This is a genomic window from Thalassospira sp. ABL2_045 (genome assembly GCF_056161285.1).
Window position 1 is genome coordinate 12,898 of record NZ_JBSWYV010000016.1, and the last position, 22,497, is coordinate 35,394.

A 22,497-nucleotide genomic window follows, 5' to 3' on the forward strand; every position below is an offset into this window, starting at 1 on the left:
AAAAGCGGGTGCAAGGCTGCTCCAATAACAAGGGAGCGGGAGTGTGCATCTGTGACGGAAAACTTATCTATTTTGCATAGCCGATCTCTTTGAGGACCTCGGCAATTTCGGGGAGGATTGCCGGATCATCGATCGTTGCCGGGGTGTTGTAGCTTTCACCATCGGCGATGGAGCGCATGGTCTTGCGCAGGATTTTGCCCGATCGGGTTTTGGGCAAACGGTCTACCACTGTGGCCTTTTTGAACGCTGCCACCGGCCCGATCTGATCACGGACCATGGCAACGATTTCGGCCAGAATGGCATCATGCGGGCGGGTCACACCGGATTTCAGGACAATAAAGCCCAGCGGCAATTGCCCCTTGAGGTCATCATGCACGCCAATCACTGCACATTCGGCGACATCCGGGTGGCCTGACAGAACTTCTTCCATTCCCCCGGTCGACAGGCGATGGCCCGCAACGTTGATGATGTCGTCAGTGCGCGACATGACATAGATATAGCCATCTTCATCAATAAAACCGGCATCGCCCGTGGCGTAATATCCCGGGAATTCTTCCAGATAGGATGATTTGAACCGGTCTTCATTCTGCCAAAGGGTTGGAAGCGTGCCCGGTGGCAGTGGCAATTTGGCGGCAAGCGCACCGATCTGTCCGCGTTCAAGCGGTTTGCCAGCCTCGTCAAGAACCTGAACGTCCCAGCCACAGGCAGCAACTGTTGGCGAACCGTATTTGATCGGCAGCAATTCAATCCCGCGCGGATTGGCACAAATCGACCAACCGGTTTCGGTTTGCCACCAGTGATCAATCACCGGCACACCAAGGCTGTTTTCAGCCCATTGCAGGGTATCGGGATCGGAACGTTCCCCGGCAAGATAAAGCGCTTCGAGGCTGCTCAGATCGTAATTGGCCATGTGGGCGGCCTTGGGATCATCACGCTTGATCGCACGAAATGCCGTCGGTGCGGTGAACAGGACCTTGACCTTGTGCTGGGAAATCACCCGCCAGAAGGCCCCGGCATCCGGGGTGCCGACCGGTTTGCCTTCGTACATGATCGTGGTGCAGCCCGCCAGAAGCGGCGCATAAACGATATAGGAATGGCCGACCACCCAGCCAACATCAGATGCCGCCCAGTAAACGTCGCCGGCCTGGACATCATAGATGTTCTTCATCGACCAATGCAGGGCGACCATATGGCCGCCATTGTCACGGACAACGCCCTTGGGCTGCCCGGTCGTGCCGGACGTGTACAGGATGTAAAGCGGATCGGTGGCATCAACCGGCACGCAGTCAGACGGTGCGGCCTTGGCGCATTCGACTTCCCAGTCGTAATCGCGTCCATCAATCAACAACGCATCGCTTTGCGGCCGCTGGAACAAGATGACGCTTTGGGGTTTGTGATCAGCCATGGCGATGGCCTTATCAAGCAGCGGCTTGTATTCGATCACCCGCGCCCCTTCGATGCCACAGCTTGCCGTCAGGATCAGCTTTGGTTTGGCGTCATTGATGCGGGTTGCCAATTCGTTGGAGGCAAAACCGCCAAACACCACAGAATGGATCGCACCGATGCGCGCGCATGCCAGCATCGCCATCGCGGCCTGCGGGATCATCGGCATATAGATAATCACCCGATCGCCCTTGGTCACACCGCGCGCATGCAGCGCACCGGCAAGGCGGGCAACATCATCGCGCAGATGGGAATAGGTGATTGACTGCACCGTGTTGGTGACCGGGCTGTCATAGATCAGGGCGGGCTGATCACCGCGGCCTTCTTCGATATGACGATCAAGCGCATTATAGCAGGTATTGACCTTGCCACCGCTAAACCAGCGATAAAAGGGTGCGTTGCTGTCATCAAGAACGCGATCCCACTTCTTGTACCAGGAAATGTTTTCAGCAGCTTCGGCCCAAAAGCCTTCCTTGTCGGCGATCGAACGTTCGTAGATTTCCTGATAGCGACCGGTCATTGGCGAAATACCCTCCCGCGGCGTTTGGTCTGGTGGCGCCCGAAACCGGACGCATCGGTAGCGTTATGCTCGTAAATCGGCATCATAATACCGATTTAATTCGCACATACCCCTTAGACATTGGTAGAGCCCGGTAATCCCTTATTTTCTGCGGATTACAATTACTCAAAATACAGGCATGACTGATCCCCCAAAGTCGGGGGTTCGTATGCATTTTCACTGATGAGATTTATGTGGGGAGTTGCCCGAAGTTTTGAAGTGCAGACATAAAGTTGCCGCCTCAAGCGTGGGCGATAAGATGAGGCGGCAAAGGCAAGAGTTTGGAAATCTATGAGGTCGTTACACCGTTCACGTGGGAGATCGCGTGTTCTTGCTCACGCGTTTGGCCACGCCCGAACGGCTAATGGGTTATTCGGTTTATCTCGTCCTTGATTTCAAGCTTGCGACGTTTAATGTCTGCGACGATGGAATCGTCGGGCGCCGGGCGGCGCGTCTCGAGGTGGAGTTCCTGCTCAAGTGCAGCATGTTTGGCAGTAAGAGCTTCGATATGGCTTTGAACGCTCATTCGCCTACTCCTTATATCTGACATTGCCCACAAGAAGATGGTATTAATTTCGTAACATGATTTCCAGTGTTTCGATCAGGAACGTGAACAGGAACACAGTGTCGCAGGGAACGGTATGACGCAAAAAGATCGACTTATCATTGGCATAACCGGCGCGTCCGGGGTGATTTACGGCATACGTTTTTTACAGTTGCTGAAAAATGCGCCAACCGAGACTCATCTGGTCCTTTCGAAAGCAGCAGAGCGCACGATTGCCTATGAGACCGATTTTAAAATCCGCGAAATCAAGGAGATGGCAGACATTGTCCATGACAATGCCGACATCGGTGCCCCGATTGCATCGGGATCCTTCCGTGCACGCGGGATGGTCATTGCCCCATGCTCGATGAAGTCCCTGGCCGAGGTCGCAAGCGGAGTCGCAGATAATCTGATCGCGCGTGCGGCCGATGTGATGCTCAAAGAACGTCGCCGTCTGGTGCTGATGGCACGTGAAACGCCGCTGCATGCCGGCCATATCCGGAACATGGCACAAGCCACAGAAAACGGCGCGATCATTGCCCCGCCTGTCCCGGCCTTCTATGCCCGACCGCAATCGCTTGATGAAATGGTCACCCAAAGCTGTGCGCGGGTTCTCGATCTGTTTGATATCGATCTGCCCGAAACCGCCCGCTGGGGCGATAGCGAGGCCGCAAACGCGATCCCGGTCACCGGCAAACCCAAAAACCGCGACTAGGCCCGCTTTGGGGATACCGAAACGCTAGGCGATCCCCATCAACCGGGTCAACTCGCCAAGTGCTTCATCACACGCTGTCTGATCAAGCGCAAACCGGTTGGGTAACAGATAGGCATGTGCCGCGGCAATCGGGTCATTAATCGGCACCGTTTGCACCGCTTCGCACAGAATATGCTGTTCGATGCGTTCGGCCTGAAGTTCTTCTGATTTAACCTTTTGACGCAGGTCCTGCGCACTGGCGCGGGGATCATTGCGCAAATGGCGCCGTGTGTGGCGGAGCGGCTTGATGACGTTTTCGCGCCAATCGCGGACCGCCGTCTCGAGCGAGGAAATACTCATTGGCGCCAAGCCCTTCTGACCGAGAAAGAACATAAAAAGGAGCATGTTCACATCAAGGTCGCAACGATCCTGAAGATCGAGGCACAGCTTGGCCACCCCGTCGCGACCATACATCGCGACCGTAAAGGCCCAGACTTCTTCCTGATCCATTCCCAACCTGCTTGTTTATTATTGGATATCAGACTGTTTTGGCCGTTCTGGCAACTTTCGGCGGATGCCCCAGATAGGCGCCCAGCCCCTTGGCCGTTGACACCATCGTGCCTTCGGTATCGACAAGGCGCGGACCGACAATAACATCTTCCATGGCGACATCGACGACCTTGCGCTGTTGCCACGCGCAGACGCGGTTGAACGTCTTCTGCGCAATCAGGTCCACCGCGTGCACACCAAAGGCCGATGCAATCACCCGGTCGCGCGGCGATGGTGTGCCGCCCCGCTGAACATGACCCAATACCGTCACACGGGTTTCCCAGCCGGTCCGTTCGCCCAGTTCATCGGCAAGCCAGTGACCAATCCCGCCATAGCGGACCTTCTGACCATCATCGCCCACCGTAACCGACGATCCATCGTCACGTTTTACCGCCTCAGCGACGATGACCAGCGCATGGTTGCGGCCGCTTTTACGGATATTCAGGCAATGCTGGGCCAGCTCATCAAGATCATAGTCCATTTCCGGGATCAGGATAACATCCGCGCCACCGGCCACACCGGCAAACAGGGCAATATGCCCGGCATCCCGCCCCATGACTTCAAGGATCATGATCCTGTCATGGGATGCCGCCGTTGGCTGCAAACGATCGAGCGCATCGGTCGCGACATTCACAGCCGTGGTAAAGCCGATGGAATATTCGGTCTGGGCAAGGTCGTTATCGACCGTCTTGGGAATACCGACCAGATTGATCCCCCCCATTTTGGCCAGACGATGCAGGATGGCCATGCTGCCATCGCCGCCAATCCCGATCAGGGCATCAAGGCCAAGCTTGTGATAGCCTTCGATCACTTCGTGTGACCGGTCGGCAAAACTGCCATCGGGCATCGGATAATGGAATGGATCGCCCTTGTTCACGGTCCCCAGGATCGTACCACCAAGGCGGAGCATCCCGTCACTATTGACCTGATCATTAAGGTCAATCGCCTGGGGCGGGTCTTGCATCAGGCCGTGTGTGCCCTGCCGAATGCCGACAACATCCCACCCATAGCCAAGAACCGCACGACGTACGACCGCAAGAATAACCGCATTCAGTCCGGCACAATCACCGCCACTGGTCAAAACTCCGATCCGCATCTGCTTCCTTCCCTATCGTGTCGATATTGTTTTACAGGGTGGTACAAATCATATGGGTTGCCAATATGATATCTGGTATTATCAACTTCCCCTCGCATTGGTTATTAAGCTGGATCAAAAATGGACGAAATCAATCAGATCGAGATTGAGAAGAAACTTCTGTCGCTGCGCGAGGAACACCGCGATCTGGATGTCGCCATCGAACAAATGGTGCAGGCGCCGCACCATGACCAACTGCGTCTGGGCCGCATGAAAAAGCGCAAACTGGCCCTGAAGGACGAGATTCTTTATGTCGAGTCGCAGCTGGTGCCAGACATCATCGCCTGATTTCTGATCCGCACACCGGTCTGCTGCATTTTCCGCACAGCCAATTTATCGTATTCCGGATCGCTCGAAACGCGTTGATCACTGCAGGATCGCCGTTGTCAAAAGGGAAGGATCAGATGCCCGTCAAATTCCCTGCGGAATACGGGCAAGCTGTGCGAGATACATTTCCTTATGCGCACGCAAGGCTGCATCGGCCGCATTCAGGGCCGAGCTTGGCGTATCCCCATTTTGGGCATGATAAAGCCCAAAGACCGGTACGACCGAGATCGGCTGATCATTGTGGATATAGGGATGCTGATCAAGCCAGCGGGTAATGGCATCAACGCGCTGCCAGATATCTTCTTCGTCGACATTATACATCAACGCCGCAAAGTCATTGCACCCAAGATATCCCAGATGGTGCGGTGACATGATAAAATCCGCCATGATCTTGCGGACATAGTTAAACAGGCCTTCCTTGCAGTCCTGCCCATAGCGCTGGAGGATATCATCGATATTGGCCAGTTCGGACATCAGAAGCATCCGGCTGGTGCGATCCTTGCCGACCAGAGTCATTTCATTTTCAAGGATCTGCAGAAAGGCCGGGCGGCTGATTGCCCCGGTAAAGGGATCGCGTCCCTCATTGCGGGCCAGATGGGCCTGACGCTGTTTCAGGTCGCTCAGGTTTTCGGTCAGGCCGTTGATACGTACCATCAAACGACCGATGGCCTGTTCGACTGCGGGCGTTACCTGATTGTCGGGGATGCCCAGAACATTTGCCATATCGGGGGTATGATACGGTGCCTCGTCCACTGTGTCGGCGACATCGTTGGTATCAATGTCGACCTGATGGTCCTGACCGGGCGCACGACGACGGCCAGCATCCTTGCCATAAGCAAAGATCCCATAAGGGCTTGAAGGATATCGTCCATCCCCGCCCCCCATCGAGGGTGTTGTTGATCCGGGTCTTGTGACTTTCATGTCTGACCTTCCCGTGCTACCTGCACAGTTATATGAGGCAATAGTAAATAATAGATCAAAAACGAAACTCTTTCACCAAGATTTTCAATCCAGAGTGAAAAGGATCGCTATTCATCTGTATTTACGGAATTTCTTATTAAGATCGCCATGATATACAAGGCTTTTCTCGATTACACAATGCCTCAAGCAGGCTTGCATGATGGGGCTTGCTGCATATAATGCGGCCCTTCATGAAACCGCCCGAAAACGGAGCCGCCATTATGAGCGATCAAACCCCGGTCATCGGCATTATCATGGGAAGCCAGTCAGACTGGGAAACCATGAAAAATGCAGCAGATGTCCTTGATGCGTTGAACGTCGCGTACGAGACCAAGATTGTCTCCGCCCATCGCACGCCTGATCGCCTTTATGATTATGCCAAAACGGCAAAGTCGCGCGGCCTTAAGGTCATTATTGCCGGTGCTGGCGGTGCTGCCCACCTGCCAGGTATGGCTGCGGCCATGACCCCGCTTCCGGTTTTGGGTGTTCCAGTTCAAAGCCGCGCACTTAAGGGCCTTGATAGCCTGCTTTCCATCGTTCAGATGCCGGGCGGCGTTCCGGTCGGCACCCTTGCCATCGGGTCTGCCGGGGCAAAGAATGCCGGTTTGATGGCAGCCGAAATCATGGCGCTGATGGATGATGCCTTGGCCAGCCGCCTGGATGACTGGCGTGCCGCCCAGAGCGCTTCGGTTGCAGAAGAGCCGGTCGACCCGGCACCTTGATTTCAAAAGGCGCGCCCGCAGGGGCGCGTTTTTGTTTATAAACGACATTTGGACGGTTGCCGCATAAAGGCAGCAACACCTTCCCGCCGGGAAGAGTTTTGATCGAGGATTACATGACGCAGGATTTCGATACGCGCATCATCGCCCCGGGCAGCACGATTGGCATCATGGGCAATGGCCAGCTTGGCCGTATGGCCGCCTTCTGTGCCGCAGAGCTTGGCTACAAGGTGCATGTCTTTGGCCCGGGTGCTGACAGCCCGACCGAACAGGTCTGTGCCAAGGCAACGGTTGCCGATTATAGCGACCTTGATGCGCTGCGCGCCTTTGCCGCGGATGTCGATGTGGTGACGTTTGAATTTGAAAACGTGCCCCATGACAGCGTCAAACTGCTTTCTGAACTCGTACCGGTCCGTCCGGGCTGGAAATGCCTGCATATTTCGCAGAACCGCCTGCGCGAAAAGACGTTTTGCAATGATCATGGCATTGGCACCGCCCCGTTTGAGGCGGTCCGATCGCTCGCCGATCTTGAAGCTGCTGTCGCCAAGCTTGGCCGCCCATCGGTTCTGAAAACCACCGAAATGGGCTATGACGGCAAGGGACAGGTCAAGATTTCCGACGATACCGACCTTGCCGAAGCCTGGGCTGAAATGAACGGGGCGGAAGCCATTCTTGAAGGCTTCATCTCGTTCGAGCGCGAGATTTCCGTGATTGTCGCACGTGGTGTTAAGGGCGATACCGCCTGCTTCTGCCCGGTCGAGAATGTGCATACCAACCACATTCTTGATGTCACCGTGGCCCCGGCTGAAATTGCCGATGATCTTTCCAAAAAGGCCGAAGACATCGCGATCAAGCTGGTCAGTGCGATGGAGTTTGTCGGGCTTCTGGCGGTTGAAATGTTTGTCACCACGGATGGCGACATTCTGGTCAATGAAGTCGCGCCGCGTCCGCACAATTCCGGGCACTGGACGATTGATGCCTGTGTCACCAGCCAGTTCGAACAGTTCATCCGCGCTGTTTGCGGCCTGCCGCTGGGCGATCCGGCGCATCATTCCAAGGCGCGTATGAAGAACCTTCTGGGCGATGACATCAATGACTGGCAGGCAATTTTGACCGAGCCAAATGCAAAACTGCATCTTTATGGCAAGGCCGAAGCAAAGCCCGGCCGCAAGATGGGTCATGTGACCTGGGTTCTGCCGAAATAGGGCAATCCCCATTGCCGACCAAAACAGGAATTCGCCCCGGATGCCACGCGTATCCGGGGCTTTTTCGTATGTGATTCATGGCGTTACGCAAAAGATGACCCGGCTGGCATTTTATGCCCAGTCGATTGGCATCCTGTTTGCTGTTGGTAGGGCAGGAAACTCTTTACGGATGACATGTGATGAAAAAGCTTCTGATCATTCTTTCACTGACCCTTGGCCTGATCGCCATTGAAAGTCGCACCAACCCCGCCATGGCGGTACCAGGTGCGGCAGGCTTCCCCGATGTGATCGAAGGCGACAAGCTTCGCTTTGGCAATATGATTGTCGAACTGTTTGGCATTCGCGCCCCGAAACCCGGCATGATTTGCCGGGCCGGATCGGTTGAATTCCAGTGCGGTGCGGCGGCTGCCCAAGCGCTTGATCGCATCATTGAAAATTACGCCATCAAATGTCAGCAGGTCTCGGACGTGCAACTGTTCCCGATGCTGACCGAATGCCAGATGGGCCAGAACGACCTCAACCGTCTGATCCTGCGTGCCGGTTGGGCGATGGTTGATATGGTCAGTTGCGACAGCCATCCGAGCTGCGCGACCTATCTGCGCGATCAGCAATTCGCCAAGGACAACAAAAAGGGCATCTGGATGGGCACCCCGCCCTCAGAACTGGTTGCGCTGGCCGCCAAACCGAGCAAGCAGGACTTGCAGGATGCCCATGATGCCAACGAGCTTAAAAACATGCTTGATGACGCGGCTGGCCCGAAGCCGGTCGAAAACCCGATCAAGATCGATCTGGCTTCCGAACTGGAAGAAGCCAATGCGCCGGACCCGACCCTGCTGAGCTTCCTGACCAATACCTTCTGACCAAGTCAGCCAAATTCCGAGAGAGTTTCCTTCCCTCAAAACTCAAAACGCCACCGGCAACATGCACGGTGGCGTTTTTGTTTGATCAGGCAGTGGCGACGCTTTGGGCGATCAGCCACCAAACTGGCGGCGCATCCGGCCCGGTGTCGGCATGCAGCGCGCAATCTTTGCCCCCATCTTGAAGGGCGCGGCTGCAACCTTGCCCGCCTTGCCGATCTTGGCGGTGATTTTCGGGATCTGCAGGACATTGCCAATGCGACGATCCAGAAATGCCCAGCTATCAGCATGGCCTTCGGATGTGTCATCAAGCCAATAGGCAAGCGTTGATCCATAGACACCAGCCAGCAACATCCGCTTGGTGTACCAGTTATGATCGGTCGAGGTATCACCGGCAGCGACCCACATCTTATCGACCGTGCCATGGGTCAGTTTCAGACCAAGGGCGGCGTTCTGCGGCAGGGTCATATAGGCAAGGGCTGCGCGCACGGTATCTTTCTGATCTTCGACCAGATCAAGGCGGGTCTTGACCGCGGTTGCAATGCGGTCACGAATTTTAAGGTTCTCAAGGCCCATGTCATCAAGGGCAGCGACCATCTTGCGATCAGTCAGCTCGACATAGGTAACGATGGCCTGACGAATGCCGTTGGGCAGCAGTCGGTCGACCTCGCCCGGGGCAAGGTCCAGGTCCTCTGCGCCGGCCTGCAGGGCCTGTTTGGTCCAGCCATCAAACGGCACATGCTCAAGGGCTGCCTCGACCAGTGCTTCGCGCTGGGCTTGCAGGCGGGTCATGCTTTCAGTGACAGACATTCAGGCCTCCTCGTCATGTGATTCTGCGTCAGTTGTCGCCGACTGTCTAAAGTTAGTCTCGGGCGGATTTTCGCGCAATTCTTCATTAAAACCGAGCAACGACATATCTTCCATACGTTCGGGATACATCACCCCGATCAAATGATCATATTCGTGCTGCACAACGCGCGCATGGAAGCCACCGGCAGTGTGCTCCACGCTTTCGCCCTTTTCATTTAACCCGCGATAACGGATTTTGTTCCATCGGGGCACCACACCCTGCAGGCCCGGAATGGACAAACATCCTTCCCAACCATCGACGATGTCATCGCCAATCGGCTCGATTTCCGGGTTGATCAGGACACTTAGCGGCACTTCCCCATCGTCCGGATCATCGCTTTTGCGAAGGGCAGGCACGTAATAGACCATGATGGCGAGCGACTGAAACACCTGCGGGGCCGCAAGGCCAACGCCCCCGGCATCCTTCATGGTGTCCTTCATGTCCGCAATCAGGCGCTGAATTTCGGGATCAAGCGGGTCTTCGACCCGGTCCGCAACGTGGCGCAGAACCGGGTGGCCCATCCGGGCAATTTTAAGGATCGACATGACCCTATATCCAACCAAAACCGTCTGGCTGTAAAGCCCTAATGCCCTGAAAGGACCAGTGTCTGGATCGGCCAGATCAAGGCCTGCACACGCAACAGGATCGCATGCACCGCGCCCACGGTCTGCACCATATGCAGGAACAGCCACTCACCCGCGCCAACATCGGGAGCTGCAAGCTGATCATGGGTGTTGGTATAGGCATTGGCGACACATTTACTGCCCAAGGGGACATCAGCAACCTGTTCGGGATAAAGCGGCACCATCTTGGCCAGGAACGTGCCCGGCTTGGCGCGCTCGGTTATATCAAGCAACTGGTCACTTGGCCGGAACTGCCCAGCGGCAATGACCGGCTGTACTTCGGTGATCACCATCGGTACGATTTCAAACGGCAGGGATGCACAGGTGACCTCGGTGATCACACCGACTTTAACCACGTGAGCTGCGATCTGCTCGAAGCCCGCCTGATAGATGGTTTCACCTTGTTTCTGCGGGATCAGGATGCCGGCCGGGCGCAGGATCGGACTGACATAGTCCCCGACCTGCAGGGCAAATTGCTGTATCTTGCCGGCAACACCGGCGCGCACCACGGTTTTGGAAAGCTCCGCCTCGGCCGATCTTAGCGCGGCCTGCGCGTTGGCAAGCTGAGCGGGCAGCAGACTTTGCAGCTTGGTTTCAATCACCGTCATGCTGGCAAGGGCCGCATTCAGCCCACCCTGCCGGGTTGTCAGAGAAACTTCAAGACGCTCGACCTCGCGCCGGGAAACGGCATTGGTGCCACGCGACAGAAGGTCGGCTTTGACTTCAAGCTCGTCACGCACCTGATTATAGGACCCGCGCGCCTGTTCGACATTGCCCTCGGCTACGGCAAGATCGGCACGGGAAACTTCCATCTGGGCGCGGATTTCGGCTATGCGCTGCTCGGCCATGGCGACGGCTTCGCGCTCGACCCGGTTATCAATGCGAAACAGTTGATCGCCGCCCGCGACGATCTGATCATTTTCGACATAAATCTCGACCACGCGCCCACCTTTTTCCGGCAGGATCGTGACGGTCCGGAAGAAGGACGACACGTTCATGGTCGATGGATGGAAATAGAAAATCACCGCAATCAGGGTGATGGTCAGGATCGCACAACCGACAATGCCATAACGCAGCTCATACCAGACGGAAAACAGGGTGATTTCCTTGCCGATCCGCTTGCCCTGACGATACCGGCGGATCAGATAATCGGGCAGAATGGTGAAAATCGAACACAGAAGAAGCTCAAACATCTTTGGAAGCCTCCTGCGTCACGGACACCGAGTTCACCGAGTTGCTTGGCCTGTCCGAGTCGTCAATTGCGCCCTTCTTGCGCGCCATCGCCTTTACAGACTCCGCGATTGATTGGATCGGGCTATAGAAATCAGGCACCTGAACCACCGCAATCACAAGGGCAGCCAGCCAGAACAGGTTGTTATGGGTAAACAGTGCCAACAGTGTAAGGATGCTGATCAGCTGGATTTGCGTATGATTGGCATGATGGGCCATCCGTTCAGGCAGGGCATGCAGACTAAGGTAAAGCGCACCAAGCCCGAAGACGGCCAGCACCACGAACCAGACAACAATGGTGAATAAAACATCTGATTCGCCTGGTGCAGTAACAAAGAACGGCGCATGTGCAATCGCCGTCTCGCGCAAGCCACCTTCCATCTCCGATCCTCCGAGCTGTTTGCATCGTGCCCGGAAAACCGGGAAATTGAGATCGTCCGCCTGATAAAAACCCGGCAATAGCTGCTGTTATCTCAAAGCATTATACAACTTTTGGTTCAATTTGCGATATAGGGATCGCCGCCTGATTTTACAGCCACCAAAACGGAAAAATGGTCGCCCTTGCCCAAAGAGTTTGTCACAGCTGGCCAAATAAACGTCAAAGGCGAATATCCTCTTCCCTCTTTTCTTTTTGGCCGCTTTGCACTATATACAGCCCACGGTCATCATGATCGTACAACCAACCGGAGGGCATTCCGCACTCCGGGTGTTTTTGTTTTTTTGAAAGGAGCGTGGTTTCCGTGCAGGTAATCGTTCGCGACAACAATGTCGATCAGGCTCTGAAAGCGCTTAAGAAAAAGATGCAGCGCGAGGGCATTTTCCGTGAGATGAAACTCCGTCGCCACTTTGAAAAGCCGTCGGAGAAGAAAGCTCGCGAAGGGGCGGAAGCAATCCGTCGTGCCCGCAAGCTGGAGCGTAAGCGCATCGAGCGCGAAGGCTTCTAGTCTTTTTCACTTTCGGGGTATCTCGAACGTGACTGTACGATCGAATTTAGCTCGCTAAATTCGGACCCGTGCGCCAAACCCGCCTCGGAGCAATCCGGGCGGGTTTGGTTTTTCTGGACTGTTGTGAACTCAGTTCCCCGACACCCAAGCCTTGATGTCATCAAGCATCGTCGGCTCATAGCCAATCGGATCAGGCATCGGCTCAGACCGCACAATGATGCCAGACTGGGTGCGATAAACGGTATACAGCGTATCTTGCCTGATCTCGGTAAAGGTCGAACTGCCATACTCGGCATCTACCAGGAAGTTCCATTCCGCCAGATAGTTCACCAGATCAAGCGCATCGCCCTGCCCCAGTTCATAGGCCATCTTAGGCCTTGTGTTTTCATCATCGATATCACGATAGCGGCCCTCAAAGCGCACCAGCTTGTAGCGCGCATCCATGCCCATCACATTGGCCCAGGGTTTGAGCTTGATGAACTCCGCATCAATCCGCCACTGATCACCATAAATCTCAAAGATGCCAACATCGCCGCCGGCACCCGCCGCCAGATGGGCTTCAAACACATCCTCGCCCAGCGGCTCGAAATACATCTTGGCAATCGGCTTCTCGGCCGTCAGCCGGACATAGGTCAGGATCGTCAGCCCCATGGACGCCACCAGCGCCACAGACAGCACGACCACCAAAAGCAGAGAAACCCTTACCAACCGAAACATGCGACCTTCCGAACCAGACCTGCAGGGTGAAGAAGCGTGACAGAACTATAAGGCGCTGTAGCGCCGAAAAAAAGGCGGCTCCATCGGAGTCGCCTTTTGTCGCTTCAAACCGGATGGTTTGATCAGTTATCAAGATGCATGACGATTTCTTCGCACATCTTTTTGGCATCGCCGAACAGCATCATGGTGTTGTCCTTGAAGAACAGTTCGTTCTGGATGCCTGCGTAACCGGCTGACATGCCGCGTTTGACGAACAGGACCGTTTTGGCCTTTTCGACTTCAAGGATCGGCATGCCGAAGATCGGGCTGGCCGGGTCGGTTTTGGCAGCCGGGTTGGTGATGTCATTGGCACCAATCACGAAGGCCACGTCAGCCGATCCGAAATCACGGTTGATTTCTTCCATTTCCAGCACGTCGTCATAAGGCACGCTGGCCTCGGCCAGAAGCACGTTCATATGGCCTGGCATACGTCCGGCCACCGGATGGATGGCGTAACGGACATTGACACCCTCAGCTTTAAGGATGTCGGCCATTTCACGCAGCGCATGCTGGGCCTGTGCCACGGCCATGCCGTAGCCCGGAACGATGATGACGCTTGATGCGTTCTTCATGATGAAGGACGCATCATCAGCCGATCCGGATTTGACCGAGCGATCACCATCGCCGCCCGGACCGGCGGCTGCTTCGCCCTCGGCGCCAAAGCCACCAAAGATGACATTGAAGATCGAGCGGTTCATGCCCTTGCACATGATGTAGGACAGGATCGCCCCCGAGGCACCAACAAGCGCACCGGTAATGATCAGGGCGTTGTTTTGCAGGGTAAAGCCGATGCCACATGCCGCCCAACCCGAGTACGAGTTCAGCATGGAGACAACGACCGGCATGTCTGCCCCGCCAATCGGAATGATCAGCGTAATGCCCAGAACAAGTGCAAGCGCGACCAGGATCCAGAAGGCCGTATGGCTTTCGGTCACCACCAGAATGATGCCAAAGACAACGATGCCAATCCCGATGGCAAGGTTGAGCATATGCTGCCCCTTGAACCGGACAGGCGTGCCCGAAACGATGCCTTGCAATTTACCGAACGCGATTAGCGAACCGGTAAAGGTAATCGCACCAATCGCCACGCCCAGCCCCATTTCAATCAGGCTGGCGGCACCGATATTGCCCGCCGTTCCGATGCCATAGGCACCCGGCGAATAAAGCGCTGCCCCGGCGACAAAGACCGCCGCCAAGCCCACCAGCGAGTGGAAGGCCGCAACAAGTTGTGGCAGTGCTGTCATCTGGATTTTAAGCGCGATGACCGTACCGATGGCACCGCCGATAAGGATACCGACGATAATGGTTGTGTATGACAGCACAGCCGGGGAAGCCAGCGTGGTAAAGATGGCGATTGCCATACCCACCATGCCAAGGATGTTCCCGGTACGGGCCGATTCAGGTGACGAAAGTCCGCGCAACGAAAGAATGAAGCAGACCGAGGCCACCAGATACAGGAAAGCCGACAGGTTTTCCGACATTGTGTGTTCCCCCTACTTCTTTTTCTTGAACATATGCAGCATGCGCTGGGCGACGATAAAGCCGCCGAAAATGTTGACGGATGCCAACACCACCGCAATGAAGCCCATCATCTTGGAGAAGTTCATCTCCACCGGGCCTGCTGCCAGAAGCGCACCGACGATAATCACCGACGAGATGGCGTTAGTCACAGCCATCAAGGGTGAATGAAGAGCCGGGGTAACTTTCCACACGACGTAATAGCCAACAAAGCAGGCCAGGACGAAAACAGTCAGACCAAGAACCGTCGGGCTGACGCCTGATCCCTGAACCGCGACCGCGGCCGTGCCAGCGGCATCAGATGCGCCACTTGCCAGGCTATCGGCAAGCTTTGCTGCCTTCTCCGCAAGGCCAAGCGCGGCATCGCGGAGTTCATTTGCATTCTGGGCTACGGATTGATCAGCCATTTGCGACCTCCTCCCCGCCGAATTTCGGATGAACGACCTTTCCATCATGGGTCAGGCGCGTCTCGGCAATGATCTGGTCTTCGCCATCAAACGCGAGTGCGCCTTTTTCCGCATCAACAGAAAGGGTGATGAAGTTCAAAAGGTTCTTGGCATACATCGCCGTCGCATCGGTTGCGACGGAACTGGTGATGTTTTCCGGACCGATCAGCTTCACACCATTATCGGTCATCACCGTTTCACCAAGTTTCACACCGGCAACGTTGCCACCGCGTTCAGCGGCCAAATCAATGATCACCGATCCCGGCTTCATGCCAGCCACCATATCGCTGGTTACGATTTCTGGTGCCGGACGGCCCGGAATAAGGGCCGTGGTAATGACGATGTCGGTTTTGGTCAGGACCTCTTTGAGCTTTTCGGCCTGCTTTTTCTTGTAGTCGTCCGACATTTCCTTGGCATAGCCGCCTGATGTTTCCGCATCAGAGGCATCGTCGTCTTCGACTTCAATAAACGTCCCGCCAAGCGACTGAACCTGTTCTTTCACCGCCGGGCGCACATCAAATGCCGACACAACGGCACCGAGGCGCTTGGCGGTTGCAATCGCCTGCAGGCCGGCAACACCGGCGCCGACGACAACAACACGTGCCGGCGGCAAGGTACCCGCAGCCGTCATCATCATCGGATAGATGCGGCCAAATTCATGGGCGGCATCAAGCACCGCGCGATAGCCCGCAAGGTTGGATTGAGAGGACAGCACATCCATCGACTGCGCACGCGAAATACGCGGCATCAGCTCCATGGAATAGCCATCAATACCGGCCTTTGCCATGGCCTCGATCAGCTCCTTGCGATCGAACGGCTCAAGCAGGGCCACGACTGCGGCCCCCTTTTTATAGGCGGTTAATTCGTTGGTTTTGCCTTCAATGACAGGTGGGCGCACCTTGAAGATGACATCGGCATCCTTCACGGTGGTTTTCATTGTTTTGGCAATGGTTGCACCGGCATCGACAAAGCGATCATCCGGTATGGCGGCGTCAGTTCCGGCACCAGCCTCAATTGCAACGTCAAACCCGAGAGCCTTGAGCTTTTTCACGGTCTCTGGTGTGACGGCAACGCGCTTTTCCCCGGGCCATATTTCCTTTGGAACGGCCAGTTTCATCGCGTTTGACCTCCTTCCCTGTTGATTGGTCAGTTTGACAATCCGTGTTCATTCAAAGCAACCGGTTCCAGAACGTCGTTTCGCGCTCCTTGATCGACCGATCACTGGCAACCCTTGTCCAATTCAATTCTTCGGACCAACACACCTAAACCGAAAGCGGCCCGAAAAAGAAAAAGGCGGTTCTTCAGCAATCGCAGAAGAAACCGCCCACTTTCCCACCACGCATTACAAGGCATAAATCCTTGCTGACATGTCAGGTCCCACCCGCCATTGGTGCTCAGGACAAACAATCAATGACGCCCTGCATGTCTGCGTTGAAAGCAAGATGCGATTTCTCACCGACAACCACAATCCGAAAAAACGACAAAAAAACACTTTAACTTTAAATTGGTTAATTATCTGAAAAATCATCAATGTGCGGATATTCGCACGCTTAATTTCCACTATGGAACAGGTCCTTATCCCACCTGTCACACACCAGATCATTGATTTTCCGCAGTTTCCCCTCTTTTTACCCCACGTTGTAAGTGAATATTATCTTACAAACAAACGCTGGAGTCTGCATTTAATCCCCTTTGATCAACCAACACGTAACGCGCCAACCCCAAAAAGGTTCGCGACATGATTGCTGATTTTTTCAGAATTGTTTCAGGTTAAGCGTGCCAATTTCGGTTTTTCAGCCCGACATTTGCACCAAACGGCGCACGGACTCCGCATTGAAAACTCGACTCGCTTCGATCACTTAAACCCCAACTGCGCGTCGGGGCGCTCCAACCCGATCTGATCAAGGGCGGTTTTCTGACGGGCTTCAAGCTTTGACACATCAAAGTCCCCGACAAGATCATTGAACAAGCGATACCAGTTCACCTGCGCATCCAGACGCAGGAACACCGCGCTAAGTCCGACACCCCTCCAAATCCATACGCCACCTCGGACGCCAAACCTTTAATATAGGTAGAACCACTAAACCTATACGCAATCATAGGTTAATTTTCGTCTTGTGCGTGTTAGTTTAGATCGCCCTAAAGTTAGACGTGACTTCCAGTACGGACATTCTTTAACAGGTAGGAATGGGGACAAAACAATGCGCATGAAACTCGGCCTGCTTACAGCAGCCCTGTCAGCAATGGCTGTTGTAACAACTGCAACGCTGCCAGCAACCGCTCAGACATACTTCCCGACAAATGTGGACAAATCAAAATGCTCTTTGTCGGCGTCGGAGTTCAATGAAGATTGGACCAAGCTAGATTTAGAGTTGTTCAAGCTACCCGGTAAACTTGGCCCCGTTTATGACGCCTCTAGTGGCATGGTGTATGTCTTTCCAACAAACGGACCCGAGTTCTCCAAGGACACCACTGATCACTGCGATTTCTACAAGTGGGGCGCGCAGATGTTCCTTTGGCTGACCTCCACGATTAACGATAAGACAATCCAAACACACGATCCGAAATTCCCTGTCGGTCTGCCTTATGTCTTTAACAGCGAATTTTTCTATCGCTTGTCGGCCGATCATACGCAACTTCTGGCACAGGGTTCGGGTGTTACTTCACCGAACATGGCCGTCAGCCTGCGTACGAAAAAGACCGATGATGACGATGATAGCGTCGGCCAAGCCGGTGAAAAGAGTGGCGTCTTGTTGACACAAGGCGAAACACCATCATTGACCTATTATGCCGTTCACACCAACCGACTTTATGGCTATTTCCTGAAACGTTATAAAGAAACACTATCACAAGTTTTCGATGCTGGGCAGTTCCCGACAACAGCAGATGAGGCATGCGAAACCATTCATTTTGCAAAGGAAAAACACCTTATTGAGCGTGGTTCTGTGCCCGACTTCATTGAACATGCCCTTTGTCCGAAAGCCTTCAAAAACATATTGGACAACTCAAAAACCAAGGAAATCTCCCTCACAATTCCTGAGATCGAACCAGCAGTGGATTACCTCTCACTGGCAGCAGAGGTCAAAACGTCTTGGGTTGATACGGCGACACTGCCTGCAGACAAACTTCATAAGTACATTGTCCAGAACCAAGAAATCCCGGTCTATGACAAATCCAACCCGAAGCGATGGGTCAGAACAGGATCGGAGACAAAGGAATTGGCCATGGTCGGCATGCATGTTGTCGGCTCTGTTGAAGATCATCCGGAAATGATCTGGGCCACCATTGAGCATGAGGACAATGCGCCAAACTCTGTCTATTATTATACAGATTCAAGCAAAAAGGTGGTTGAGGTCACAGGACCACAGAAAGATAGCAAATGGACGTTCTCTAACGGCACGATCTCAGATTCGGTGCTAGAACCCGCCCTCAGCTGCGATAAAAAGACCATGGCTAAAGGCTGCGTTCAGAAAACCGATATCGTCCTTAACCCAACCAGTGGAACCTCGATCCAAGCATCAAATGTGACGCGTCTACATCCCTGGGGCAATGTACAAAGCAAATCGGATATGGATGCCATTTCGCAAAACACCCAGATCATCTCGCTCAACAACGACGTTCGGGCCTTGGTAAACACAAACAATGCCAAAGACCCGAGACAATATTACTTCCTGAGCGGGGCCATCTGGACGAGTGATGGCAGCATCCCAATAAATGGAAATTACGGCAAGAACACCGGCTCAACCATTTTGGCGAACACCACGATGGAAACCTTCCAGCAGAAAACAAGTTGCTTCGGGTGTCATTATTCTTCCAGCGCATCTGATGGGTTAGGCATAAGTCACATTTTTGATGGCATAAGCCCTGACCTACCGAAAGCTCCGGATCACTGATCCAATTGATCCAGATGACAGCCCTGATGTGAAAACCTCGGGGCTGTTACTATTTTCAGTTAATCCTGCGGTCGCTCCAGCCCGACCTGATCAAGGGCGGCTTTCTGGCGGGCTTCGAGCTTTGCCACATCAAAATCCCCGACAAGATCATTAAACAAGCGATACCAGTTCACCTGTGCATCCAGACGCAGGAACACCGCCCCCAGTCCGACAGCCGCACGATCAACCAGAACAAACTCGCGCGGCGGCTTGACACCCCCGACACGCCGCAGTTCCTGATGCACCTTGCCAGCCACCTCGGCCCCATAGGCGACCGAATTGGTTTCACCCATCTTGCGTTCCCGGTCATCCAGGATCGGGCCATACACAAAACTGGCCCAAATGTTGAGCACATCAATCAGTTCACGTGACGGATTTTCAAAGCCCCAACTTTCATAGGCCGAAACCGCCTTTTCCTCGTCCTCGTCGCGGAGCGCTTCATAAAGCGTGATCACCGCCTGAACGAAGTCGGGTTTGAAAATGCGGATACAGCCGAAATCCAGAAGATTGACCGACCGGTCATCACGCAGGGTGTAGTTGCCCAGATGCGGATCGCCATGGATCACGCCATAGCGATAAAACGGCACATACCAGGCACGGAACATATTAAGTGCGACCTGATTGCGCGCGTCCTGATCGGGGTCACTTTCAAGGAAGTGTTTGAACTTCTGCCCCTTTTGCCAGGTCATGGTCAGAAGCCGGCTGGTGGTCAAATCATCAACCGGTTCGGGCACATGCACGCAATCCTCATCGGCCAGCATGTGGCGATACAGGCGCATATGTTTGGCTTCGCGCTCATAATCAAGCTCTTCACGCAGACGCGCCGTCAGTTCTTCCTGAATGTTTTGGGCATCAATCGCGCTGTCATAGCGCTTATAGATCGCAAAGGCCGCGCGCAGCTGCTTGAGATCGGCCTCAACCGTTGCCGACATATCGGGATATTGCAGCTTACAGGCCACATCCTGGCCATCCGGCAAGGTTGCCTTATGCACCTGACCGAGTGATGCGGCGGCCACCGCATCGTGGCTGAATTCGGTGAATTTCGATTGCCATCCCGCGCCGAGTTCGCTGCGCATACGACGCTTGACAAACAGCCAGCCCATGCTGGGCGCGTCGGCCTGAAGCTCCGCCAGGGCCTGGGTATATTCCTTGGGCAGGGCATCGGGGATGGTGGATAGGATCTGGGCGACCTTCATGAGCGGGCCCTTAAGCCCGCCCAGGGCCGAGGTCAGTTCGGCGGCGTATTTGGCGTGATCAACCTCGCCGCCGAACATTTTTCCCGTGGCAAGGCGCGCGGCCAGCTTGCTGGCCGAGGCACCCACCCGTGCATAACGACGAACCCGCCCGCCAAACCTGTTTTCCTCGTTTGCGGCGGTATAATCATCGTCGTCATCACTCATCTCAGGAAAGCTCCTCCAGCTCGTCGATCATGCGCTTGATCATATTAAGGCCCCGCTGCCAGAAGGCCGGGTCCGATGCATCAAGTCCGAACGGTGCCAGAAGTTCCTTGTGCCGTTTGGTGCCGCCAGCTTTCAGCATATCAAGATACTTCTGCTGGAAGCCGTCTTCAGCGCCCTGATAAACATCATACAGCGAGTTCACCAGGCAATCGCCAAAGGCATAAGCATAGACATAGAACGGCGAATGGATGAAGTGCGGAATATAAGACCAGTAGTACTTGTATTCGTCTTCATAGCGGATGGCATCGCCCAGACTTTCATGCTGTACGGCCAACCAGATGTCGCAGATCTCATCAACGGTCAATTCACCTTCGCGGCGCTTGTCATGCACGCGTTTTTCGAACTCGAAGAACGCGATCTGACGCACGACGGTGTTGAGCATATCCTCAACCTTGCCGGCCAGCATGATGCGCTTCATCTTCGGATCGGTTTCCGCACGCAGCATCGACTGGAAGGTCAGCATTTCGCCGAACACCGATGCGGTTTCCGCAAGTGTAAGTGGCGTATCAGACAGGAAGTAGCCCTGCTCACCGGCCAGCACCTGATGCACGCCATGGCCCAGCTCATGGGCAAGCGTCATCACATCGCGCGTCTTGCCGTGATAGTTCAAAAGCAAGTACGGATGGGCGGACGGCACGGTCGGATGGGCAAAGGCGCCCGATGACTTGCCCGCACGCGGTGGCACATCGATCCACGGATTATCGAAGAATTTCTGGCCGACCTCGGCCAGTTCCGGGGAAAACTCGCCGTAAGCCTTAAGCACGGTCGAACGCGCGGTATCCCAATCGATCTGACGATCATCATCATCGGGCAGCGGCGCATTACGATCCCAGTAATCAAGCTGATCAACACCAAACCATTTCGCTTTCAGGCGATAATAGCGGTGCGACAGATCAGCATGGCTGTCTTTGACAGCGGTATTAAGCGCATCGACAACTTCGTCCTCGACCTGGTTGGACAGGTTGCGCGACGATACCGGGGTTGCGAACTTGCGCAGGCGATCATCAATTTCCTTGTCCTTGGCAAGGGTATTGGTGATGTGCGCCAGAAGCTTGATGTTCTTGCCCAGAACGTCGCCGATGGATTTGGCGGCCTTTTTGCGGTCGTCAACCTTGTTCGAGGACAGCATGTTGGCGGCATCTGACATGGTCAGGTCTTCGCCATCAATCGGGAAGCGGAGCTCCGCCATGGTCTGATCAAACAGACGCACCCATGCGGCCGATCCGGCAACGCGGCGCTCATGCAGGACCTGCTCGACCTCGTCGGAAAGCTGATGCGGGCGGAAGGCACGGTTTTCATCAAGCCACGGGCGATAACGACGCAGCGCTTCGCTTTGTTCATACTTCGCATCAAGCGACGCATCTTCGATACGGTTGATTTCAAGACCAAAGAACAGCGACAGGCTGGAAATGCCGGTCATTTCTTCCTGAACGAACTGATAGAACTGACCAATGGCCGCGTCCGAGCTGTCACCGGCATATTTCAGCTGCGCAAACGATCCGATCTTGCCGCAGATTTCGCTGATCGCCTCATATTCGGCAATGGCAGCTGCCAGTTCATCACCGGACAGGTCATTAAGTTTGCCCTGATAGCTTTGCTGGAATGCCTGAGAGCGGCTTTTGGCATCATCAAGATCGCGCCGGATATTCGGGTCTTTCAGATCATTATAGAGATCGGTCAGATCCCAGGTCGGCAAATTCTTGTTGATCGCGTTCATTTGTCCTCCAGACAGTCTCGTTGGCCGCG

Annotated in this window: 23 protein-coding genes; 7 read left to right on the forward strand and 16 right to left on the reverse strand. The window is 54.7% G+C overall.

Going from position 1 to position 22,497, the window contains the following annotated elements:
- Positions 1-67: 67 nt before the first annotated feature.
- Positions 68-1,963, reverse strand: coding sequence for a propionyl-CoA synthetase (locus ACXAIA_RS18125; RefSeq protein ID WP_475350585.1), 1,896 nt, complete (start codon positions 1,961-1,963; stop codon positions 68-70).
- A 400-nt stretch (positions 1,964-2,363) separates the two neighbouring features.
- Positions 2,364-2,528 (reverse strand): YdcH family protein, encoded by a 165-nt coding sequence (locus tag ACXAIA_RS18130; RefSeq protein WP_475346729.1) that lies wholly within the window; start codon positions 2,526-2,528, stop codon positions 2,364-2,366.
- 115 nt (positions 2,529-2,643) lie between these two features.
- On the opposite strand from ACXAIA_RS18130, the gene ACXAIA_RS18135 reads away from it, so the two are divergent.
- Complete coding sequence (locus ACXAIA_RS18135; protein ID WP_475350586.1) at positions 2,644-3,261, forward strand: UbiX family flavin prenyltransferase; 618 nt, start codon at positions 2,644-2,646, stop codon at positions 3,259-3,261.
- Between the two features lie 24 nt (positions 3,262-3,285).
- Here ACXAIA_RS18135 and ACXAIA_RS18140 read toward each other — a convergent pair whose 3' ends face one another.
- Positions 3,286-3,750 carry a TIGR02444 family protein gene (locus ACXAIA_RS18140; RefSeq protein WP_475350587.1) on the reverse strand — a complete coding sequence of 155 codons (465 nt, stop codon included), beginning with the start codon at positions 3,748-3,750 and terminating at the stop codon, positions 3,286-3,288.
- Positions 3,751-3,778: 28 nt separating this feature from the next.
- Positions 3,779-4,885 carry an ATP-dependent 6-phosphofructokinase gene (locus ACXAIA_RS18145; protein ID WP_475350588.1) on the reverse strand — a complete coding sequence of 369 codons (1,107 nt, stop codon included), beginning with the start codon at positions 4,883-4,885 and terminating at the stop codon, positions 3,779-3,781.
- A gap of 120 nt (positions 4,886-5,005) precedes the next feature.
- On the opposite strand from ACXAIA_RS18145, the gene ACXAIA_RS18150 reads away from it, so the two are divergent.
- Positions 5,006-5,212 carry a YdcH family protein gene (locus ACXAIA_RS18150; RefSeq protein WP_475346733.1) on the forward strand — a complete coding sequence of 69 codons (207 nt, stop codon included), beginning with the start codon at positions 5,006-5,008 and terminating at the stop codon, positions 5,210-5,212.
- Positions 5,213-5,335: 123 nt separating this feature from the next.
- On the opposite strand, the gene ACXAIA_RS18155 is transcribed toward ACXAIA_RS18150, so the two are convergent.
- Complete coding sequence (locus ACXAIA_RS18155; protein ID WP_475350589.1) at positions 5,336-6,172, reverse strand: GGDEF domain-containing protein; 837 nt, start codon at positions 6,170-6,172, stop codon at positions 5,336-5,338.
- A gap of 260 nt (positions 6,173-6,432) precedes the next feature.
- On the opposite strand from ACXAIA_RS18155, the gene purE reads away from it, so the two are divergent.
- The 3 genes from purE to ACXAIA_RS18170 all read left to right on the forward strand — a co-directional run bounded on the left by purE (position 6,433) and on the right by ACXAIA_RS18170 (position 8,995).
- Entirely contained in the window at positions 6,433-6,933 is a 501-nt protein-coding gene (gene purE / locus ACXAIA_RS18160; protein WP_475350590.1) for a 5-(carboxyamino)imidazole ribonucleotide mutase, read from the forward strand.
- Positions 6,934-7,046: 113 nt separating this feature from the next.
- A complete protein-coding gene (locus ACXAIA_RS18165) occupies positions 7,047-8,135 on the forward strand; it encodes a 5-(carboxyamino)imidazole ribonucleotide synthase (protein ID WP_475350652.1) in 1,089 nt (362 codons plus the stop codon).
- A gap of 179 nt (positions 8,136-8,314) precedes the next feature.
- Entirely contained in the window at positions 8,315-8,995 is a 681-nt protein-coding gene (locus ACXAIA_RS18170; RefSeq protein WP_475350591.1) for a thermonuclease family protein, read from the forward strand.
- A 111-nt stretch (positions 8,996-9,106) separates the two neighbouring features.
- On the opposite strand, the gene ACXAIA_RS18175 is transcribed toward ACXAIA_RS18170, so the two are convergent.
- Genes ACXAIA_RS18175 through ACXAIA_RS18190 form a run of 4 tightly spaced genes read right to left on the reverse strand, consistent with a single transcriptional unit; the run spans position 9,107 to position 12,076 of the window.
- Positions 9,107-9,802: a COQ9 family protein gene (locus ACXAIA_RS18175; RefSeq protein WP_475350592.1), complete on the reverse strand. Its 696-nt coding sequence runs from the start codon at positions 9,800-9,802 to the stop codon at positions 9,107-9,109.
- A complete protein-coding gene (def, locus tag ACXAIA_RS18180; RefSeq protein WP_475350593.1) occupies positions 9,803-10,387 on the reverse strand; it encodes a peptide deformylase in 585 nt (194 codons plus the stop codon).
- Positions 10,388-10,425: 38 nt separating this feature from the next.
- Entirely contained in the window at positions 10,426-11,658 is a 1,233-nt protein-coding gene (locus ACXAIA_RS18185) for an HlyD family secretion protein (RefSeq protein ID WP_475350594.1), read from the reverse strand.
- Positions 11,651-12,076, reverse strand: a complete 426-nt coding sequence (locus tag ACXAIA_RS18190; protein ID WP_475350595.1) for a hypothetical protein — start codon at positions 12,074-12,076, stop codon at positions 11,651-11,653. The genes ACXAIA_RS18185 and ACXAIA_RS18190 overlap by 8 nt, the downstream gene beginning before the upstream one ends.
- A gap of 359 nt (positions 12,077-12,435) precedes the next feature.
- Between ACXAIA_RS18190 and rpsU the strand changes: the two genes are divergently transcribed.
- Positions 12,436-12,639 carry a 30S ribosomal protein S21 gene (gene rpsU / locus ACXAIA_RS18195; RefSeq protein ID WP_008891676.1) on the forward strand — a complete coding sequence of 68 codons (204 nt, stop codon included), beginning with the start codon at positions 12,436-12,438 and terminating at the stop codon, positions 12,637-12,639.
- Positions 12,640-12,768: 129 nt separating this feature from the next.
- On the opposite strand, the gene ACXAIA_RS18200 is transcribed toward rpsU, so the two are convergent.
- The 5 genes from ACXAIA_RS18200 to ACXAIA_RS18220 all read right to left on the reverse strand — a co-directional run bounded on the left by ACXAIA_RS18200 (position 12,769) and on the right by ACXAIA_RS18220 (position 17,367).
- The gene (locus tag ACXAIA_RS18200; RefSeq protein ID WP_475350596.1) at positions 12,769-13,356 is read right to left on the reverse strand and encodes a hypothetical protein; all 588 of its coding nucleotides are present in this window, start codon (positions 13,354-13,356) and stop codon (positions 12,769-12,771) included.
- A 122-nt stretch (positions 13,357-13,478) separates the two neighbouring features.
- Positions 13,479-14,876 carry an NAD(P)(+) transhydrogenase (Re/Si-specific) subunit beta gene (locus ACXAIA_RS18205; protein WP_475350597.1) on the reverse strand — a complete coding sequence of 466 codons (1,398 nt, stop codon included), beginning with the start codon at positions 14,874-14,876 and terminating at the stop codon, positions 13,479-13,481.
- 12 nt (positions 14,877-14,888) lie between these two features.
- Positions 14,889-15,320: an NAD(P) transhydrogenase subunit alpha part 2 gene (locus tag ACXAIA_RS18210; protein WP_008891680.1), complete on the reverse strand. Its 432-nt coding sequence runs from the start codon at positions 15,318-15,320 to the stop codon at positions 14,889-14,891.
- On the reverse strand, positions 15,313-16,476 hold the full coding sequence (locus ACXAIA_RS18215) for a Re/Si-specific NAD(P)(+) transhydrogenase subunit alpha (protein WP_475350598.1): 1,164 nt from the start codon (positions 16,474-16,476) through the stop codon (positions 15,313-15,315). Before ACXAIA_RS18215 ends, ACXAIA_RS18210 begins: the two co-directional genes overlap by 8 nt.
- A gap of 738 nt (positions 16,477-17,214) precedes the next feature.
- A complete protein-coding gene (locus tag ACXAIA_RS18220; RefSeq protein ID WP_475350599.1) occupies positions 17,215-17,367 on the reverse strand; it encodes a hypothetical protein in 153 nt (50 codons plus the stop codon).
- Between the two features lie 193 nt (positions 17,368-17,560).
- On the opposite strand from ACXAIA_RS18220, the gene ACXAIA_RS18225 reads away from it, so the two are divergent.
- Positions 17,561-19,252, forward strand: coding sequence for a hypothetical protein (locus tag ACXAIA_RS18225; protein ID WP_475350600.1), 1,692 nt, complete (start codon positions 17,561-17,563; stop codon positions 19,250-19,252).
- Positions 19,253-19,311: 59 nt separating this feature from the next.
- Here ACXAIA_RS18225 and ACXAIA_RS18230 read toward each other — a convergent pair whose 3' ends face one another.
- Positions 19,312-20,691, reverse strand: a complete 1,380-nt coding sequence (locus ACXAIA_RS18230) for an ABC1 kinase family protein (RefSeq protein ID WP_475350601.1) — start codon at positions 20,689-20,691, stop codon at positions 19,312-19,314.
- A gap of 1 nt (position 20,692) precedes the next feature.
- Entirely contained in the window at positions 20,693-22,468 is a 1,776-nt protein-coding gene (locus ACXAIA_RS18235; protein ID WP_475346748.1) for a M3 family oligoendopeptidase, read from the reverse strand.
- Positions 22,469-22,497: the final 29 nt, after the last annotated feature.

Coding starts and splice junctions, on each gene's coding strand:
- ACXAIA_RS18165 (WP_475350652.1), top strand. CDS start 7,047: ATGACGCAGGATTTCGATACGCGCATCATCGCCCCGGGCAGCACGATT.
- ACXAIA_RS18185 (WP_475350594.1), bottom strand. CDS start 11,658: ATGTTTGAGCTTCTTCTGTGTTCGATTTTCACCATTCTGCCCGATTAT.
- ACXAIA_RS18170 (WP_475350591.1), top strand. CDS start 8,315: ATGAAAAAGCTTCTGATCATTCTTTCACTGACCCTTGGCCTGATCGCC.
- ACXAIA_RS18230 (WP_475350601.1), bottom strand. CDS start 20,691: ATGAGTGATGACGACGATGATTATACCGCCGCAAACGAGGAAAACAGG.
- ACXAIA_RS18130 (WP_475346729.1), bottom strand. CDS start 2,528: ATGAGCGTTCAAAGCCATATCGAAGCTCTTACTGCCAAACATGCTGCA.
- ACXAIA_RS18155 (WP_475350589.1), bottom strand. CDS start 6,172: ATGAAAGTCACAAGACCCGGATCAACAACACCCTCGATGGGGGGCGGG.
- ACXAIA_RS18135 (WP_475350586.1), top strand. CDS start 2,644: ATGACGCAAAAAGATCGACTTATCATTGGCATAACCGGCGCGTCCGGG.
- ACXAIA_RS18205 (WP_475350597.1), bottom strand. CDS start 14,876: ATGTCGGAAAACCTGTCGGCTTTCCTGTATCTGGTGGCCTCGGTCTGC.
- ACXAIA_RS18200 (WP_475350596.1), bottom strand. CDS start 13,356: ATGTTTCGGTTGGTAAGGGTTTCTCTGCTTTTGGTGGTCGTGCTGTCT.
- purE (WP_475350590.1), top strand. CDS start 6,433: ATGAGCGATCAAACCCCGGTCATCGGCATTATCATGGGAAGCCAGTCA.
- def (WP_475350593.1), bottom strand. CDS start 10,387: ATGTCGATCCTTAAAATTGCCCGGATGGGCCACCCGGTTCTGCGCCAC.
- ACXAIA_RS18210 (WP_008891680.1), bottom strand. CDS start 15,320: ATGGCTGATCAATCCGTAGCCCAGAATGCAAATGAACTCCGCGATGCC.
- ACXAIA_RS18190 (WP_475350595.1), bottom strand. CDS start 12,076: ATGGAAGGTGGCTTGCGCGAGACGGCGATTGCACATGCGCCGTTCTTT.
- ACXAIA_RS18125 (WP_475350585.1), bottom strand. CDS start 1,963: ATGACCGGTCGCTATCAGGAAATCTACGAACGTTCGATCGCCGACAAG.
- ACXAIA_RS18225 (WP_475350600.1), top strand. CDS start 17,561: ATGCGCATGAAACTCGGCCTGCTTACAGCAGCCCTGTCAGCAATGGCT.
- ACXAIA_RS18215 (WP_475350598.1), bottom strand. CDS start 16,476: ATGAAACTGGCCGTTCCAAAGGAAATATGGCCCGGGGAAAAGCGCGTT.
- ACXAIA_RS18235 (WP_475346748.1), bottom strand. CDS start 22,468: ATGAACGCGATCAACAAGAATTTGCCGACCTGGGATCTGACCGATCTC.
- ACXAIA_RS18150 (WP_475346733.1), top strand. CDS start 5,006: ATGGACGAAATCAATCAGATCGAGATTGAGAAGAAACTTCTGTCGCTG.
- ACXAIA_RS18175 (WP_475350592.1), bottom strand. CDS start 9,802: ATGTCTGTCACTGAAAGCATGACCCGCCTGCAAGCCCAGCGCGAAGCA.
- ACXAIA_RS18145 (WP_475350588.1), bottom strand. CDS start 4,885: ATGCGGATCGGAGTTTTGACCAGTGGCGGTGATTGTGCCGGACTGAAT.
- ACXAIA_RS18140 (WP_475350587.1), bottom strand. CDS start 3,750: ATGGATCAGGAAGAAGTCTGGGCCTTTACGGTCGCGATGTATGGTCGC.